Origin of the sequence: Wenjunlia vitaminophila DSM 41686, assembly GCF_000380165.1 — a bacterium.
In the GTDB taxonomy this organism is placed as follows: domain Bacteria; phylum Actinomycetota; class Actinomycetes; order Streptomycetales; family Streptomycetaceae; genus Wenjunlia; species Wenjunlia vitaminophila.
In genome coordinates this window covers 12,106-27,618 of record NZ_KB904667.1, presented here as the reverse complement: position 1 = coordinate 27,618, position 15,513 = coordinate 12,106, and the positions used below count along the sequence as shown (strand labels likewise).

Sequence of the window (15,513 nt, the reverse complement as noted above, 5' to 3'; positions counted from 1 at the left end):
TCTGGGGGCCGAGTCGTCTCCCCGTTCCCTACGTCACTGTCTGGAGCACGGAAACCGTCGCCGTGGCCCGCGCTCTTGCCACCCGCCCCGATGGCACCGGGCTCGCCTACCGCGACGAGACCCCAGCGGACCGGGATCGCCAAGGCGTGCTGTGGGCCCGAGTCACCGAGGCCCCCGGCACCGGCCGCCCCAACTTCGCGGCGATGCACCCCCGCCGACAATGTCGCGCGATGGTCCACCGGCTCTGCCAGGTCTGCGGCGGCCCTGCCAGCCGCACCTCCCGGGGCTGGTTGTTCCTTCTCCCGCGCCCCGACACCGTGCAGTCGCCCCACTGGCCGGAGGGCGAACTGTGCACCAAGCCCCCGATCTGTGTGCCCTGCGCCACCCTCGCTGCACGTCACTGCCCCCACCTGGCCCACTCGGTTCTCGTTCGTTCCCGCAAACCGCGTGTCTGGGGCGTCTTCGGCGGCTTCCACCTTCCCAACTCCGCCGGTCGCCTCGGCTCCCCACACGCGGATGGCCACCTGCCCTACGGCCACCCGGCAGCCGCCTGGTTCCTCGCCAACCAGGTCGTCGTCGAACTCACCCGCTGCGCCCCCGACCACGCCCCACTCGCCGCAGCCCCCCGCCCCGGCCAGGCGCGCCGCCCGCGGTCCACGGTTCGGGGGGCCCTCGGGTCGTCGTCACCCGCAGCCTGACGTGGACCCGCCCGTCCGGGACACGGTCCGCGCGTGCGGTGGGCCTGCGCGGACCGTGTGCCGTCTGGCCGGGGCCGGGGCCGGGGCCCGTTCCCGTGCGGCCCCGCCGCCCGTGGCGCGGAACGGAGCGAGGCCGCTGGCTCGCGGGAAGGGCGCCCGGCGCCTCAGTTCCCGACCGCCTCCATGTCCACGGCCGGGTCCGCCGGCGGGGGCGTCTGCGGGGCGAACGCCTGCGGGTTCCGCCTCCTGAGGTACGCGTAGCCGAGGCCCAGCGCGGCGAACCACACCGGGGCCCCGTACAGCGACGTCCTGGAGTCCTCGTCGATCCCGATCAGCACCAGGACCAGCACCAGGAACCCCAGTGCGAACCAGCTCGTCCACGGCGCGCCGGGGGCCCTGAACCACGCCTCGGGGGCCCGGCCGGCGCGCACCGCCGCCCGGTAGCGCAGGTGGGAGGCGAGGATCATCGCCCAGGTCCACACCCCGGCGACGGTGGCGAACGCGGTGATGTAGGTGAACGCGCCCTCGGGATCGACGTAGTTGATCCACACCCCGATGCCCATCATCGCCACCGAGACCAGGATGCCGACCGCCGGGGTGCGCCGGGAGGTGAGCCGGGTGAAGACGGCCGGCCCCTGCCCGTTCACCGCGAGGTTGCGCAGCATCCGGCCGGTGGAGTACATGCCGGAGTTGCAGGACGACAGCGCCGCGGTGAGCACCACGAAGTTGACGATGCCGGCGCCGGCAGGAATCCCGATCTTGGCGAACGCGGCGACGAACGGGCTGACCCCGGGCTCGAACTCGGTCCAGCTCACCACGCAGAGGATGACGGTCAGCGCCCCGACGTAGAAGATGCCGATCCGCCACGGCAGGGTGTTGATCGCCTTGGGCAGCGTCTTCCTCGGGTCCTGGGCCTCGCCCGCGGTGACCCCGACCAGCTCCACCGCCAGGTAGGCGAACATCACGATCTGCAGGGTCAGCAGCGACTTCTCCAGGCCGGTGGGGAAGATCCCGCCCTCGTTCCACAGGTTGCTGACGCTCGCGGTGTCACCGGCCTCGGTCACGCCCAGGGTGACCACGCCGACGCCGATCAGGATCATGCCGATGATCGCCGTGACCTTGATCATCGAGAACCAGAACTCCACCTCGCCGAAGAGCTTCACCGAGATGAGGTTCGCCCCGAACAGCAGCAGCAGGAACCCCAACGCGGAGATCCACTGATCGACGCCCGGCCACCAGTACTGGATGTAGGTGGCGGCGGCGGTCACCTCGGCCATGCCGGTGACCACCCACATCAGCCAGTAGGTCCAACCCGTGGCGAACCCGAAGAACGGGCCGAGGAACTCCCGGGCGTAGTCCGCGAAGGACCCGGAGACCGGGCGGTAGGTCAGCAGTTCGCCGAGCGCCCGCATGATGAAGAAGATGATCAGGCCGGCGATGGCGTACATCACTATCAGGCTCGGCCCGGCCTCGGATAACGCCGTACCGGCGCCGAGGAACAGACCGGTGCCGATGGCGCCGCCAATGGCGATCATCTGGATCTGTCTGCTGCCCAGGCCCCGTTCGTAGCCCTCCTCCGGGGCCTGCTCGGACCGGACCTCGCCCCCGGTCGGGGCGCCCTCCCCAGACGTCTGCTTGTGCATGGAGTGAACCCTTCGTCACACCGGACAGATCCCGGATTCCTACCACGCAGAGCGACGGCCAAGGTGTGAGTTAGCCCATACGGATCACCGCACGGACGCCGCAAAGGTGAACGAACCCCAGCAAACAGGCGCGCTGATCGTTGCACGAACGCGGAACTTCTGCCTCCGCTGCTCGAGCAGTAACTCAGAGCAACCTCAAATCCCTGTGAAGGAGGCGTGTGCGGGCCTCGGCCGGGCGGCCGTCAGGGGCCCTCGTGGTCACGGGGCGTGACGTCCCTGACCGGGCACCCGGGTCACGTCATCGTCCCGATGAGGGTCTCCTGGAGCCCGCCGAGCCACAGGTAGGCCAGCACCATGGGCTTGCGCGGGTCGGTGTCGGGCAGGCGGTACAGCTCGTCGGACTCGTCGTCGGTCACCTCGAGCCGGGTGCCGATGGTCAGCCGCAGGTCGTTGAGGGTGCCGAGCCACTGGCGGGAACGCTCGGCGTCCAGCACCAGCACCCCTCCTCCGGGGTCGGAGGACAGCAGGTCGTCCAGGGTCCGCACCACCGCGAGGGCGTCCTCGCGCTTGCGCGTGCGCAGGTCGTTCTCCGTGTAGCGACGGAACTCCGCCGCGGCTGCCTGCGCCTCACGGTCCCGGGGCCTGGCCGGGTCCCCGTACGCGTCCGGGAAGAGCCGGGCGAGCGCGGGATCGCTCGGCGGGCTGGTGGGGCCGTCCGCCAGCATGGCCGCCAGCGGGTCGGCGCCCTCCTCCTGCACCGGGCCCGGGCCGATGAGTTCGAGCAACTGCACCGCGAGACTGCGCAGGATGGAGATCTCCACCTCGTCGAGGGCGATGGCTGCTCCGCCGTCGGAAGCTGCTTGGAAGTGTCCGGCCATGGGGCGTTGGTGATCTCCGGGTCGGGGTCAACGGTCCTGCTGGAGGGTCGCCCACAGGCCGTATCCGTGCATGGCCTGCACGTCCCGTTCCATCTCCTCGCGGCTACCGCTGGAGACGACGGCACGGCCCTTGTGGTGGACGTCCATCATGAGCTTGTGGGCCTTGTCCCTCGGATAACCGAAGTAGGCCTGGAAGACGTAAGTCACGTAGCTCATCAGGTTGACCGGGTCGTTGTGGACGATCGTCACCCAGTGCACATCCGGCGTGGGCGCCGCCGAAGGCGCCTCCTGCGACTGGGTGCGCTCGGTCTCCATGGGTGCGACACTCACACGCTCATGCTGCCATCCGGAGCACCCTGGCGCGAAGCGGGGTACCCGCCGGTGCCAGCGGTGAACCCCCGTGCGGGACGCACACCACACCAGAAATCGTCACTCTGACGAGTATTCGGAGTACTATCAACGCCATGGACTCCCAGAGCTTCGACCTTTCCGGGGTGCCAGGACGCGAGGCCGCCTCCGCGCTGGGGCTTCCCGTGCTCGTCCCCTCCACCGCGCTGTTCACCGACCGGTACGAGCTGACCATGCTCCAGGCCGCACTGCGCAGCGGGGCCGCCGAACGCCGCTCGGTCTTCGAGGTGTTCGCCCGCCGGCTCCCCCACGGCCGGCGGTACGGCGTGGTCGGCGGGGTCGGCCGGGTGCTTGACGCGGTGGAGAACTTCCGCTTCGACGACGCGGTCCTCGGTTACCTGTCCACCGAGCGGGTGGTGGACGACGAGACCGTCGCCTGGCTGTCCGACTTCCGGTTCCGCGGGAACATCGACGGCTACCCCGAGGGCGAGGTCTACTTCCCCGACTCCCCGGTGATGCAGGTGGAGGGGACGTTCGCGGAGGCGGTGCTGCTGGAGACCGTCATCCTGTCCGTCCTCAACCACGACTCGGCCATCGCCGCAGCCGCGTCCCGGATGTCGGTGGCGGCCGGCGACCGCCCGCTGATGGAGATGGGGGCGCGGCGCACCCACGAGCTGGCGGCGGTGGCCGCCTCCCGCGCCGCCTACGTGGGCGGCTTCACCAGCACCTCCAACCTGGCCGCGGGCTTCCGCTACGGCATCCCCACCATCGGCACCAGCGCGCACGCGTTCACCCTGGTGCACGACGACGAGCGGGACGCGTTCACCGCGCAGGTCGAGTCCCTCGGCCGCGGCACCACCCTGCTGGTGGACACCTTCGACGTGGCCGAGGCGGTGCGGGCCGCCGTGGAGATCGCCGGCCCCGAGCTCGGCGCGGTGCGGATCGACTCCGGCGACCTGCTGCTGCTCGCCCACCGGGTGCGCCACCAGCTCGACAGCCTCGGCGCGAACCGCACCAGGATCGTGGTGACCAGCGATCTCGACGAGTACGCCATCGCCGCCCTCGCCACCGCGCCGGTGGACGCCTACGGGGTCGGCACCCGGCTGGTGACGGGCAGCGGCCACCCCACGGCGTCCATGGTCTACAAGCTGGTGGCCCGGGCCAGGCGGCCAGGCCGGGACGCGCCGCTGGAGCCGGTCGCCAAGAAGCCCGTGGGCACCAAGACCAGCTACGGCGGACGCAAGTGGGCGGTGCGCCGGTTGGACGCCGAGGGGGTGGCCGAGGCCGAGGTGGTGGGCGTCGGCGAGGTCCCGCGGGACCTCGCCGACCAGCAGCTCATGGTGCCGCTGGTGCGGCACGGGGAGACCGTCGGCCGGGAGCCGCTGGAGGCCGCGAGGAAGCGGCACGCACGGGTCCGGGACACGCTGCCGCTCTCCGCGACCATGCTCTCCAGGGGTGAACCGGTCATCCCCACCAGGCTGGTGTGAAAGGCGACCCACGGGGTATCCGGGGGCCCACTCCCGCCGGCCGGCGGCGCTCTCTAACCTCTTGAGTCATGTGGGCTGCGTCCCCGGTCGCGCACCCGTGGCCGCCCGCCGGTCCGCGATCCCACCCTGCGAAGACCCGCTGTCCGCCCGAGACCTGAAGGACGCGCCATGCACCGGGCACTGATCGTCGTCGATGTCCAGAACGACTTCTGCGAGGGCGGCAGCCTCGCCGTCCCCGGCGGCGCCGAGGTCGCCGCCGCCATCACCGACCTGGTGGGCGAGTCAACCGCGGGGTACGCCCACGTGGTGGCCACGCGGGACTGCCACATAGATCCCGGGTCGCACTTCTCCGACCACCCGGACTTCGCCCAGAGCTGGCCCGCGCACTGCGTGGCGGGGACCGAGGGGGTCGGCTTCCACCCGAACTTCGCCCCGGCCGTCGCCTCGGGCGCGGTGGAGGCCGTCTTCGACAAGGGCGCCCACGCCGCGGCGTACAGCGGCTTCGAGGGGCGGGACGAGAACGGGGTGGGCCTGGCCCAGTGGCTGCGGGACCGCCGGATCGGCGAGGTGGACGTGGTCGGCATCGCCACCGACCACTGCGTGCGGGCCACCGCCCTGGACGCGGTGCGGGAGGGCTTCGCCACCCACGTGCTGCTCGACCTGACCGCCGGCGTCGCCCGGGAGAGCACCGAGCGTGCCCTGGAGGAGTTGCGGGCCGCGGGGGTGCGGCTCTCCGGCGAGCCGGTGGTGTCGGCCTAGGGGCTGTCTGATAAGTAGCGCCGTCCGCCCGCGGGCCTCATCCCCCGGTGGGCCGGCCCCGGTCGGCGGCGTGCTGTGGCCCCGCGGGCCGGAACAGCGCACCGATCGGGCGCCACAGTTCGTCCTGCCCCGCGTACGCGGGTCGCCACAGGAGGCCCTGCGGGTGGTAGAGCACCGCGCTGACCTCGTCCGGGTTCGGCGGTGCGCTGTTGCCGCGGAGCTGGACCCCGTGGAAGCCGAGGTTGCGCACCCGGGTCAGCGCCCGCTGCCGGCTCGCCGCGTGCGCGATCACCCGCAGCGGCCCCGGGCCCCCGGCCGGGTGCGCCAGGAGCAGGGCCACGACCACGCTCCCGTCCGGGAGCCGCACGAACCCACCGGTGGCCATGGAGCCATGGTCGCCCCGTTGGCGCGGCCCCGCCACCGGTCCCCCTCACGGCGGCGGCCCCGCGGAGCGGTGCTCCGCGGGGCCGCCCGGCCCTGCTGCTCGCCTGGCCGGGGCCAACGAGTGGTCGTGCTGGTTCAGCGCGAAGCGCCGACCTTCACCTTCATCGTGGTACCGACCGGCGACTCGTAGGCGATGGAGATCCGGGTGTTGGTGTCCGGGACCTGGACCGAGGCGTACGGCGTCTCCTCGGAGTAGTAGGTGCCCCGGTGGTCATCGAAGACCGGGACCCCCGCCTGCGGGCGCACCGTGGTCGGCACGCCCTCGTTGTGGAGGGTGAAGCCGTCCGTCGGGTACCAGCTGAACGTGGCGTCGAAGGCCTGGATCCGGGTGCGCATGTACGTGCCGTCGCTCCACTTGAGCGGCTTGGCGCCGTGTGCGTCGATCGGCAGGATCAGCCCCTTGCCGGGGTGCAGGCCGACGTCGTTGTCGTTCATGGAGGTGTCCCACAGCGAGATCAGCAGCCCGTTCTGGTACGGGAAGCGCTCGACCAACTTGCGGTTCGGCATCCATCCGGTGTTGTACGGACCGGTGCGGAGCACATCGTCGTAGCTGACGTACTGCCGGTTCTCCGCGATGTAGTACTGCGGGTAGTTCTGGGTGAAGCTGGCCCCGATCCGGGAGAAGCCCGTCGCGGTCCATCCGGCCTGGTCGTTCTCGGCGCCGTCGGAGAGGATCTGCCTGCCGTCGGCGGTGATCGAGATGGCGTCCGCGGCGAAGCCCATCTGGGCCATGGCACCGTCCGTCTGGTACCGGAACCGGAGCTTGACCTGCTTCCCGGCGTAGGCGTCCAGCGGGTAGACCAGGTCGGTGTAGGTCTCGCTGACACCGGTGAGCGCGGGCTTGTCGCCGCCGTCACGGGGAAGCGGCGCGCCGTTGACGGTCCCGTCGATCGGGACCCAGGAGGCGCCGTTGTCGGTGGACACCTCGGTGTACAGGTAGTCGTAGTCCTGCTCGATGTCGTACCAGCCCTTGAGGCTCAGGCTGGCCTGGGTGGCTCCGGTGAGGTCCACGTCGCGGGTGAGCGTGTTCCGCAGGTCGTCACCCGAACCGCTCCACCACTGCTGGCTGCCCTCGGCCGGCTCCACCACCGTGGTGGTGACCGGCTTCTCCGGCAGCTCGACGACCAGGCCCTGGGCGTGCTTGGTGTTGTACTCGGCCACCCCGAGGGTGTGGGTGGAGGAGGTCGCGGCCTTGGCGGTGTCGAAGTCCAGCCAGCCGAGCTGGAGCTTGTCCCAGGCGGACATGTCGCCCGGCCGGGAGCCGATGTCGGTGGTGCCGTCGCTCAGCCAGGAGCCGCTGGACATCAGGGTCCAGAACGCCGAGGAGTTCTCCCCGATGTAGGTCGTGTCGTAGTGGTCCGGCAGACCGAGGTCGTGCCCGAACTCGTGGGCGAACACCCCGAGGCCGCCGTTCTCCGGCTGGAGCGTGTAGTCACCCACCCACAGACCGGTGTTGCCGATCTGTGTGCCACCCAGCTTGTTGTTCTCAGGACCGGTGTGGCCGGCGCTGTCGACGTAGGCGTACCAGCGGTGCGCCCACAGCGCGTCGGTGCCCTGCACGCCGCCACCCGCGGACTCGTCCTCGCCCGCGTGCACGATCTGGAAGTGGTCGACGTAGCCGTCGGACTCGTTGAAGTTGCCGTCGCCGTCGAAGTCGTACCGGTCCCACTGGTCGTACTCGGCGAGGGCCGCGGCGATCTCGGCGTCCGTCTTCCCGGCGTCGCGCTGCTCCTTGGCCCACTGGTTGACGCCGTCGCGCACCAGGTCCCAGGCGCTGCGGCACGTGCTGGCACCACAGTAGTTGGAGCCGTAGCGGGCCTCGTTGTACGGGATCTTGACCCAGTCGGAGACCTCGCCGGTCACCGAGTAGCGGCCGGACGACTGCCGCTGGTAGTACGTGGCGACGGACTCCTCGCCCTCCTGGGCGAAGTACAGGTCCTCGAAGTGCTTCCTGTTGAAGTCCGGCTGCCAGATGGTGGTGTTGTTCGTGGTCCGGTCCGGCTCGGCGATCTCGTTGTGCGCCGGACCCGGGTCACCGCCGTACTTCACCACCGGGGGCTTCGGCCCTTCCGGGCCGTCCGGGTCGAACATGGTGGTGTCGTCCACCTGGTCGCCGAACTCCACCAGGATGGTGAAGATCTTGTCGGTCTTCTCCCGGTCGAGCTCGACGTACTTGCCCTTGCCGAGCTTGACGCTCTTGGAGGCTCCCCGCTGCTGGATCTCCGCCTCACCGGAGACCACCTGCTGGATGGCCTCCTGGCGCCTGGCGTTCTCCCGCTCGGTGAGCGGGCCGGGAAGATTGTGTGAGTTGCGCTGGGGCTCCACCAGGTCCTTGGCGGACGCCCTCGACGCCTCGCTGCGCTCCGCGCCTGTCGGGGTGTCGGATGCGGATGCCGCGCCCGGCAGTACGGCGGCGGTCAACCCCGCCACCAGCACTGCCGCGGCCACGGCGGGTCTGACTCTTCGTCTAGTGTGAGCCATGCCACGCCTTTCCTTCGCCGGTCACCGGGCGGTATCGCCGGCCCGGACCATGACAAGGCGCCATTCGATCGAAGCGGCAGCGGAAAAGACAGTCCTTGATTTGGCCACGCCAAAAGGAGTAAGTTGGAAATTCCGCCTCGAGGGCACTGTGTGCCGGACCGGGGCGAGGCAGTCTCGTTCGAAATACGAGACGTTCATCTTACGGTGTTATTCGCGTTGCCCCCTGCGCGCTCCCCCCGTCCCGCACCGTGCGTCAGGAGATGCTTACCAGGCGTTCCGGTGGGGCATCAGCCCCCGTAGAGTGTGAAACGGCACCGCCACGGACCCGACCGCCCCCCTCGCCCCAGGACGGAGCCTGCCATGCCGCGTCCGACCGTTGCCCAGCTCTCCTACGGAACGGCCACGGTCGTTCTTTCCGCTGTCGCCATGCTCCTGCTCACCGACGCCACTTCCGCGCTCGCCGTCTCGCTGGTCAGCGTCGCCGCCCTGGTCTTAGGGACCCTGGTCGCCCTGGCCGCCTCACCGTCCCGGCGGACCGAAGGGGCCGGGTCCTCCCCGTCGCCCGTCACTCCGTCAGCCCCGCCGAGCCACAGCACCCGTCCCCGGGTCACCGAGCACTCGCTCCACCGGTAGCCCGTTCGTCCCGGGTGGACGTCGCTTTCCCCGGCCCCCGGAAAGCACCCCGGCGCCCCGTCCGCCGCGGCCTACCACCCCTCAGCGCGCCGAGACCACCACGGTCCTGGCCGCCTTGTCGTGCAGACACTGTCGGAACGGCCGGTCCCACAACAGCCAGGTGACGTTGACCAGCCAGAACACCGCCCCACAACAGGGCACCAGATTGGGCAGGCTGTACACCGACGCCCGGGTCCAGGCCGCCTGCGGGGTGGGAACCGCCCCGTCGCTCAGCATCGCCACCCGGATGCCCATGGCCATCTTCCCCACGGTCTGACCCCGGCGGGTGTACATGAGGGCCTCGTAGACGAGGTACACCAGCACGGTGACCAGGGCGCTGCCGTAGTTGCCGCCGAACACCGCGTCACTGCTGTCCCCGTTGTCCCAGTCCTCGTTCCAGGTCCAGAACCCGACCCCCCAGAGCAGCACGTTGACCGGGATGCCGACGACCAACGAGTCGATGATCCGGGCGATCAGCCGGCGGAACCTGCCGGCCAGCGGGGGCATCCCGCGCAGCGCCGCGTCGGGGTCGCGGTACCCGTGGTCCGCCCCGTACGGCGGAGGGCCGAACCCGGGGGGACCTCCGCCCCCGGGAGGCGGGTGGTCGGACGGCGGGACACCCCGGGGGCCGCCCGCGCCCGGCTCCCCCGCACCGGGCCAGGGCGCCCCGGACGGCTGCTGACCCCGCTCCCACGGCCGGTTCCCGGACGGCTGCCCGGGCCCCTGCCCGCCGACGCCCTCCGGGTCCAACGGCCCCGGTTCCCCGGTGGGGGGGCCGGACGGCGGCTGGTCCTGGCGACGGCCCCCGGGCTGTCCCGACGGCCCGGACAGGGGCCCGTCCGGCTGCTCGGGCGGCTTGCGGTACGGGTCCTGCTCCCCGCCGCTTCCCGGTTCGGGGTCCTCCGGGCCCGGTGAGGGCTGATCGGTGCTCATACTGCGAAAGTGAAACACCGGACATTCCGCCCCGCCTCCGGGCGCGGCCCGAAGGGATGACCCGGTCGTTCCCCACCGCACCCGGACGGGGCCGCGTCAGCCCCTGGGGTCGGCCGCCACGAACGTCTTCGCCGCCTTGTCGTGCCAGCACTGGCGCCAGGGCCGGTCCACCACGCACCAGAACACGTTCACCAGGCCCACCACGACCAGGAACAGCACCTGGTACACCAGCCAACGGCGCAGCGCCCGGCCCACCGTCGGCGGCTCCTGCCCCTCGATGTCCAACACCTTCACCCGCACCAGGCGCTTGCCCAGGGTGCGGCCCCACCTGGCGGTGGGCAGCACCTCGTAGAGGAAGCACAGGAGCAGCGCGGCGCCGAGGAACGCCCCGAGGTAGGCACCGGTGGTGCCGTCGATCAACCAGACCCGGACCGTCTCCCCGGTCTGCTCCGCCTCGTCGATCTTGTCCCGGACGTGGTCCACCGTGGGGCGCGCCAACGGCACCGCGGCAGCGGCCAGCAGCGCGCAGAGCAGCACCGAGTCGATCAGCCGGGCCACCAGTCTGCGCCCCACCGAGGACGGCCGCGCCTCGGAGACCGCGCTGAGGAACGGGTTGCTCGGCGGTGGGCGCCAGGCCAGCGCGTTGTCGCCGAAGGTCTGGCCGACCACGTGGGACGGCTCCGACCGCTGCCCGGGGGTCGCCGCGGGCTCCGCGACGGGGTCGGCGTGGGCCAGCCGCTGCACCTGCTGCGCCCAGGGCACCTGCCGTGGTTCCCCGGGGTGCGACGGGTCGGGACCGGGTTGGGCCGGACGGGGCTGCCCGCCGGGAGCCGCCGAGCCGGGACCTGGTTGGCCGTGCGCGGGCCGGCCCTGAGCCGGTTGGCCGTACGAGGGTTGCCCGTGCCCCGGGTGAGCCTGCCCCGGGTGGCCGGGCGCGGGCGGCGTGCGGCTGGCCTGGGCCTGGGCCGGCGGGACCGGGTCGGCGGGCGGGGACGGCTGGGGCCCTCCCCAGGAGACCCGTGGTTGCTGCGTGCCGGCCCCCTGGCGGGGCACCCCGGAGGACCAGGTGGCCTCCTCCTGGTCCTCCTCGTCGAGGAAGACCGGGCCCGACTCCTCGACCCGCCTGGGCCGCGCCGCGGCGGGCTGGCCCGCGGGGGTCTGCCGGAGCTGGGCGGTGGGGGCGGGGGCAGGACGCCCCGGGGTGCCGGGGGAGCCCGTCGGTTCCCCCGGCTCGGGCTGCCCCTGCCCGGGCCGCGGCTCGGGCCCCGGCTCGGACTGGAGCCGCGGCTCGGGCCCGGGCGTGGGGTGCTGCGGGGACGCGGGGTGCTGCGGGGACTGCGAGGGCGCAGGAGTGGGCGGGGGTGTGGGCGTGGGGTGTTGCGGGGGCTCGGCCACGGGTCCGAGACCCGGCGGCGGGGTCAGCACCTCGCCCGGCGCCGGCTCCGGACGGCTGGTGCCGGGCACCCAGGCGGCACCGTCCCAGTACCGGATGTACCCCGGGATGGAGGGATCCGTGTAGTACCCCGCACGGGGTGCGTCGCCGCTACCGGAGGTCACCAATGCCTCCCACTCCCATCCTGCACACCAGCCTCCGACCGTCCTCGCGTCGCTCGATCCCGCTCCGGTTGCCCCGGGCCCATCCCCCCTGTGCGGCGTGACGGGACACCCGCCGCGCCCGACAACCGTAGACACTAACGAAGAACCCCGGACACCGAGCCCTGCCCGGTGGCGCCCCGTCCGGGGCGGGCTCAGAACACCTTGCCCGGGTTGAGGAGGTTGAGCGGGTCGAACACCCGCTTGATCCCCCGTTGGAGTTCCAGCACCTCCGGTCCCAGTTCCCGGGCCAGCCACTCCTTCTTCAGGACGCCCACCCCGTGTTCGCCGGTGATGGTCCCGCCCAGCTCGAGGCCGAGGGCCATGATCTCGTCGAAGGACTCCCGGGCGCGACGGGCCTGGTCCGGGTCGTCCGCGTCGAACACCACCACCGGGTGGGTGTTGCCGTCCCCGGCGTGTGCGCACACCCCGATCGTCAACCCGACCCGCTCGGCGATCCCGGCGACCCCGTCGATCAGCTCGCCGAGCCGGGCCCGGGGCACGCACACGTCGTCGATCATCGTGGTGCCCAGGGTTTCCAACGCCACCAGGGACAGCCTGCGGGCCTGCAGCAGCATCTCCGACTCGGCCGCGTCGTCGGCGGGGACCACCTCGGTGGCGCCGGCCGCCAGGCACAGCCTTCCCACCTCGGCGAGCCGGTCCCGCGCGTCCGGGGTGTCGAACGCGGCGAGCAGCAGCGCCTGCGTCGAGTCGGGCAGCCCCATCTGGGCCATGGCGTTCACCGCGCCGATGGTGGTGTTGTCCATCAGTTCGAGCAGTGAGGGAACGAGGCCGGACTCCATGATCCGGCAGACCGCGTCGCAGGCCGCCGCGCCGGAGGGGAACTCCGCGGCGAGCACCAGGGCCGGGTTCGGCTTGGGACGCAGCGCGAGGACGGCCCTGACCACGATCCCCAAGCTCCCCTCGGAGCCCACGAACAGCCGGGTCAGGTCGTAGCCGGCGACGCCCTTGGCGGTGCGCCGCCCGGTGGAGATCAGCCGCCCGTCCGCCAGCACCACCTCGAGGCCGAGCACGTACTCGGCGGTGACGCCGTACTTGACGCAGCACAGGCCGCCGGAGCCGGTGCCGATGTTCCCGCCGATGGTGCACTGCTCCCAGCTCGACGGGTCCGGCGGGTAGTACAGGCCCTGCTCGGCCAGCGTCCGGGAGAGCGTGGCGTTGACCACGCCGGGCTCCACCACGGCGATCCGGTTCACCGGGTCGATCTCCAGGACGCGGTCCATCCTCGCCAGGGACAGCACGACGCAGCCGTCGGTGGCGTTGGCCGCTCCGGACAGACCGGTGCGGGCGCCCTGCGGCACCACCGGCACCCGCAGCGCGCTGGCGGTCCGCATCACGTGCTGCACCTGCTCCACGGTCCGCGGCACCACCACCACTGCCGGGTCGCCCGCGGGACAGAAGCTCGCCATGTCGGTGCGGTAGGACGCCGTGATGTCGGGATCGGTCAGCAGGGCCTCGCTGGGGAGTCCCTCCCGCAGCCCGGCCAGGAGCCGAGCCCGGCCCTCAGGACCGGCCGCGGTGTCCGGACGTGTCGCGTCACTCGGGTAGGCAGCGTCCATGGGGTGAAGCGTCCCACCCGGACGTTCCGTCAGGAAGGCCCCCGTCCGGAAGCGGCCCGGCGGCGGGCACGTCGTCGGCAGGGGGTGCCACGGGGTGCCGGGCCGGCCGTGCGGCGGCCCCGCGGCCCCGGGGTCCGCCGCACGGTGCCGGTCAGAGGTTGCCGCGGCGGGACTGCTCCCGCTCGATGGCCTCGAACAGCGCCTTGAAGTTGCCCTTGCCGAAGCCCTGGGAGCCGTGCCGCTCGATCATCTCGAAGAAGACCGTCGGCCGGTCCTGGACCGGCTTGGTGAAGATCTGGAGCAGGTAGCCGTCCTCGTCGCGGTCGGCCAGGATGCGCAGCTCGCGCAGCTCCTCGACCGGCACCCGGGTCTCCCCCACCCACTCGCCCAGGGTGTCGTAGTAGGAGTCGGGCGTGTCCAGGAACTCCACGCCCGCCTCGCGCATGGCCCGCACGCTGGCCACGATGTCGTCGGTGGCCAGGGCGATGTGCTGCACGCCGGGGCCGCCGTAGAACTCCAGGTACTCGTCGATCTGCGACTTGCGCTTGGCGATGGCCGGCTCGTTGAGCGGGAACTTCACCTTGCGGGTGCCGTCCGCCACCACCTTGGACATCAGCGCGGAGTACTCCGTGGCGATGTCGTCGCCCACGAACTCCTTCATGTTGGTGAAGCCCATGACCCGGTGGTAGAACGCCACCCACTCGTCCATCCGCCCCAGCTCCACGTTGCCCACGCAGTGGTCCACGGCGAGGAAGCGGCGGGGCCCGGTCGCCACCCGCGGCTCGCAGGGGACGTAGCCGGGCAGGTAGGCGCCGTCGTAGCGCGAACGGTCCACCAGGGTGTGCTTGGTCTGGCCGTAGGTGGCGATCTCGGCGAGGACGACGGTGCCGTGCTCGTCCTCGAGCTCGTGGGGCTCGGCGAGTCCCACGGCACCGTTGGAGACCGCGTAGGCGTAGGCCTTGTGGACGTCCGGGACGGCGATGGCCAGGTCGGTCACCCCGTCGCCGTGCTCGGCGACGTGTCCGGCCAGGAAGCGTCCCCGCTCGGTGCTGGCCTTGACCACCGAGGTGAACACGAACCGGGCCTCTCCGGAGACCAGTACGTAGGACGCCGTCTCCCGGTTGCCGGTCTCCGGCCCCGAGTAGGCGACGAGTTCCATGCCGAACGCGGTCGCGTAGTAGTGGGCGGCCTGCTTGGCGTTCCCCACTGCGAACACGACCGCGTCCATGCCCTGGACCGGGAAGGGGTCGGCGAGGCCGGCGTGAGCCGGAGCGGGCGCGACGGTGTCGGTCATCGTGGGCTCCCCTGGGGTGCGGAAGATCTGTTGACAGCAGCGTCACCCGGCCGCTCAAGGTGCGCAACAGTTGAGAGTTCTGCTAGACATACTGCCCAGGCAATCCAGGAACTCGCCGGTCTGGTTGTACAGGATGACCAGGCAACGAGGCCCAGCGGCGGTGGACGGCGACCACGGCGTTGCGACGGGGGACGGACATGGGGATCGACGCGCTGGACGCCCGACTGATCACACTGTTGGCCCAGGAGCCGCGGCTCGGGGTGCTGGAGTGCTCGCGGCGGCTCGGGGTGGCCCGGGGCACCGTGCAGGCACGGCTCGACCGGCTCCGCGACCGGGAGGTGATCCGCGGGTTCGGGCCGCAGGTGGACCCCGCGGCGCTGGGGTACCCGGTCACCGCGTTCGCCACCCTTGAGATCCGCCAGGGACAGGGCCCCGACGTGCGCCGCCACCTCGCCGCCGTCCCCGAGGTCCTCGAGGTGCACACCACCACGGGCCACGGGGACATGCTCTGCCGGATGGTCGCGCGGTCCAACGCCGACCTGCAACGCGTGATCGACCGGGTGGTGGACTTCGCCGGGATCGTCAGGGCCTCGACGGCCATCGCCATGGAGAACCCGGTGCCCTACCGGGTACTGCCCCTGGTCCAGCAGGCCGCCGACTGAGAGCTGGTCCGCACCACGCCGGACGGATCGGCGGGGCCACG

At 71.9% G+C, this 15,513-nt stretch carries 14 protein-coding genes; 5 read left to right on the top strand and 9 right to left on the bottom strand.

The window, feature by feature from the left end:
* The first annotated feature begins 62 nt into the window (after window positions 1-62).
* Window positions 63-698 (top strand): hypothetical protein, encoded by a 636-nt coding sequence (locus A3IG_RS31905; RefSeq protein ID WP_058032916.1) that lies wholly within the window; start codon window positions 63-65, stop codon window positions 696-698.
* A 164-nt stretch (window positions 699-862) separates the two neighbouring features.
* On the opposite strand, the gene A3IG_RS0112675 is transcribed toward A3IG_RS31905, so the two are convergent.
* From A3IG_RS0112675 to clpS, 3 genes are all read right to left on the bottom strand, one after another.
* Complete coding sequence (locus A3IG_RS0112675) at window positions 863-2,341, bottom strand: amino acid permease (RefSeq protein WP_018383937.1); 1,479 nt, start codon at window positions 2,339-2,341, stop codon at window positions 863-865.
* Between the two features lie 293 nt (window positions 2,342-2,634).
* Window positions 2,635-3,219 (bottom strand): DUF2017 domain-containing protein, encoded by a 585-nt coding sequence (locus A3IG_RS0112670; protein ID WP_018383936.1) that lies wholly within the window; start codon window positions 3,217-3,219, stop codon window positions 2,635-2,637.
* Between the two features lie 27 nt (window positions 3,220-3,246).
* A complete protein-coding gene (clpS, locus tag A3IG_RS0112665; RefSeq protein WP_018383935.1) occupies window positions 3,247-3,534 on the bottom strand; it encodes an ATP-dependent Clp protease adapter ClpS in 288 nt (95 codons plus the stop codon).
* 149 nt (window positions 3,535-3,683) lie between these two features.
* Between clpS and A3IG_RS0112660 the strand changes: the two genes are divergently transcribed.
* Both A3IG_RS0112660 and A3IG_RS0112655 read left to right on the top strand, forming a co-directional pair.
* Window positions 3,684-5,054, top strand: a complete 1,371-nt coding sequence (locus A3IG_RS0112660) for a nicotinate phosphoribosyltransferase (protein WP_018383934.1) — start codon at window positions 3,684-3,686, stop codon at window positions 5,052-5,054.
* 168 nt (window positions 5,055-5,222) lie between these two features.
* Window positions 5,223-5,813 (top strand): isochorismatase family protein, encoded by a 591-nt coding sequence (locus A3IG_RS0112655; protein WP_018383933.1) that lies wholly within the window; start codon window positions 5,223-5,225, stop codon window positions 5,811-5,813.
* Between the two features lie 37 nt (window positions 5,814-5,850).
* Here A3IG_RS0112655 and A3IG_RS29575 read toward each other — a convergent pair whose 3' ends face one another.
* Window positions 5,851-6,198 carry a hypothetical protein gene (locus tag A3IG_RS29575; protein WP_018383932.1) on the bottom strand — a complete coding sequence of 116 codons (348 nt, stop codon included), beginning with the start codon at window positions 6,196-6,198 and terminating at the stop codon, window positions 5,851-5,853.
* 134 nt (window positions 6,199-6,332) lie between these two features.
* Window positions 6,333-8,738: an immune inhibitor A domain-containing protein gene (locus A3IG_RS0112645; RefSeq protein WP_051087478.1), complete on the bottom strand. Its 2,406-nt coding sequence runs from the start codon at window positions 8,736-8,738 to the stop codon at window positions 6,333-6,335.
* A 360-nt stretch (window positions 8,739-9,098) separates the two neighbouring features.
* On the opposite strand from A3IG_RS0112645, the gene A3IG_RS0112640 reads away from it, so the two are divergent.
* The gene (locus A3IG_RS0112640; RefSeq protein WP_018383930.1) at window positions 9,099-9,371 is read left to right on the top strand and encodes a hypothetical protein; all 273 of its coding nucleotides are present in this window, start codon (window positions 9,099-9,101) and stop codon (window positions 9,369-9,371) included.
* 81 nt (window positions 9,372-9,452) lie between these two features.
* On the opposite strand, the gene A3IG_RS0112635 is transcribed toward A3IG_RS0112640, so the two are convergent.
* The 4 genes from A3IG_RS0112635 to hppD all read right to left on the bottom strand — a co-directional run bounded on the left by A3IG_RS0112635 (window position 9,453) and on the right by hppD (window position 14,810).
* Entirely contained in the window at window positions 9,453-10,343 is an 891-nt protein-coding gene (locus tag A3IG_RS0112635; protein WP_018383929.1) for an RDD family protein, read from the bottom strand.
* Window positions 10,344-10,439: 96 nt separating this feature from the next.
* On the bottom strand, window positions 10,440-11,900 hold the full coding sequence (locus tag A3IG_RS0112630) for an RDD family protein (RefSeq protein ID WP_236719225.1): 1,461 nt from the start codon (window positions 11,898-11,900) through the stop codon (window positions 10,440-10,442).
* A gap of 191 nt (window positions 11,901-12,091) precedes the next feature.
* On the bottom strand, window positions 12,092-13,516 hold the full coding sequence (locus A3IG_RS0112625; RefSeq protein ID WP_018383927.1) for an FAD-binding oxidoreductase: 1,425 nt from the start codon (window positions 13,514-13,516) through the stop codon (window positions 12,092-12,094).
* 151 nt (window positions 13,517-13,667) lie between these two features.
* A complete protein-coding gene (gene hppD, locus A3IG_RS0112620; protein WP_018383926.1) occupies window positions 13,668-14,810 on the bottom strand; it encodes a 4-hydroxyphenylpyruvate dioxygenase in 1,143 nt (380 codons plus the stop codon).
* 197 nt (window positions 14,811-15,007) lie between these two features.
* Here hppD and A3IG_RS0112615 point away from each other — a divergent pair, with 197 nt between their 5' ends.
* Window positions 15,008-15,472 (top strand): Lrp/AsnC family transcriptional regulator, encoded by a 465-nt coding sequence (locus tag A3IG_RS0112615; RefSeq protein WP_018383925.1) that lies wholly within the window; start codon window positions 15,008-15,010, stop codon window positions 15,470-15,472.
* Window positions 15,473-15,513: the final 41 nt, after the last annotated feature.

Excerpts from the sequence above, each read along its gene's own strand:
- A3IG_RS0112675 (WP_018383937.1), bottom strand. The coding sequence starts at position 2,341 with ATGCACAAGCAGACGTCTGGGGAGGGCGCCCCGACCGGGGGCGAGGTC.
- A3IG_RS0112670 (WP_018383936.1), bottom strand. The coding sequence starts at position 3,219 with ATGGCCGGACACTTCCAAGCAGCTTCCGACGGCGGAGCAGCCATCGCC.
- clpS (WP_018383935.1), bottom strand. The coding sequence starts at position 3,534 with ATGGAGACCGAGCGCACCCAGTCGCAGGAGGCGCCTTCGGCGGCGCCC.
- A3IG_RS0112660 (WP_018383934.1), top strand. The coding sequence starts at position 3,684 with ATGGACTCCCAGAGCTTCGACCTTTCCGGGGTGCCAGGACGCGAGGCC.
- A3IG_RS0112655 (WP_018383933.1), top strand. The coding sequence starts at position 5,223 with ATGCACCGGGCACTGATCGTCGTCGATGTCCAGAACGACTTCTGCGAG.
- A3IG_RS29575 (WP_018383932.1), bottom strand. The coding sequence starts at position 6,198 with ATGGCCACCGGTGGGTTCGTGCGGCTCCCGGACGGGAGCGTGGTCGTG.
- A3IG_RS0112645 (WP_051087478.1), bottom strand. The coding sequence starts at position 8,738 with ATGGCTCACACTAGACGAAGAGTCAGACCCGCCGTGGCCGCGGCAGTG.
- A3IG_RS0112640 (WP_018383930.1), top strand. The coding sequence starts at position 9,099 with ATGCCGCGTCCGACCGTTGCCCAGCTCTCCTACGGAACGGCCACGGTC.
- A3IG_RS0112635 (WP_018383929.1), bottom strand. The coding sequence starts at position 10,343 with ATGAGCACCGATCAGCCCTCACCGGGCCCGGAGGACCCCGAACCGGGA.
- A3IG_RS0112625 (WP_018383927.1), bottom strand. The coding sequence starts at position 13,516 with ATGGACGCTGCCTACCCGAGTGACGCGACACGTCCGGACACCGCGGCC.
- hppD (WP_018383926.1), bottom strand. The coding sequence starts at position 14,810 with ATGACCGACACCGTCGCGCCCGCTCCGGCTCACGCCGGCCTCGCCGAC.
- A3IG_RS0112615 (WP_018383925.1), top strand. The coding sequence starts at position 15,008 with ATGGGGATCGACGCGCTGGACGCCCGACTGATCACACTGTTGGCCCAG.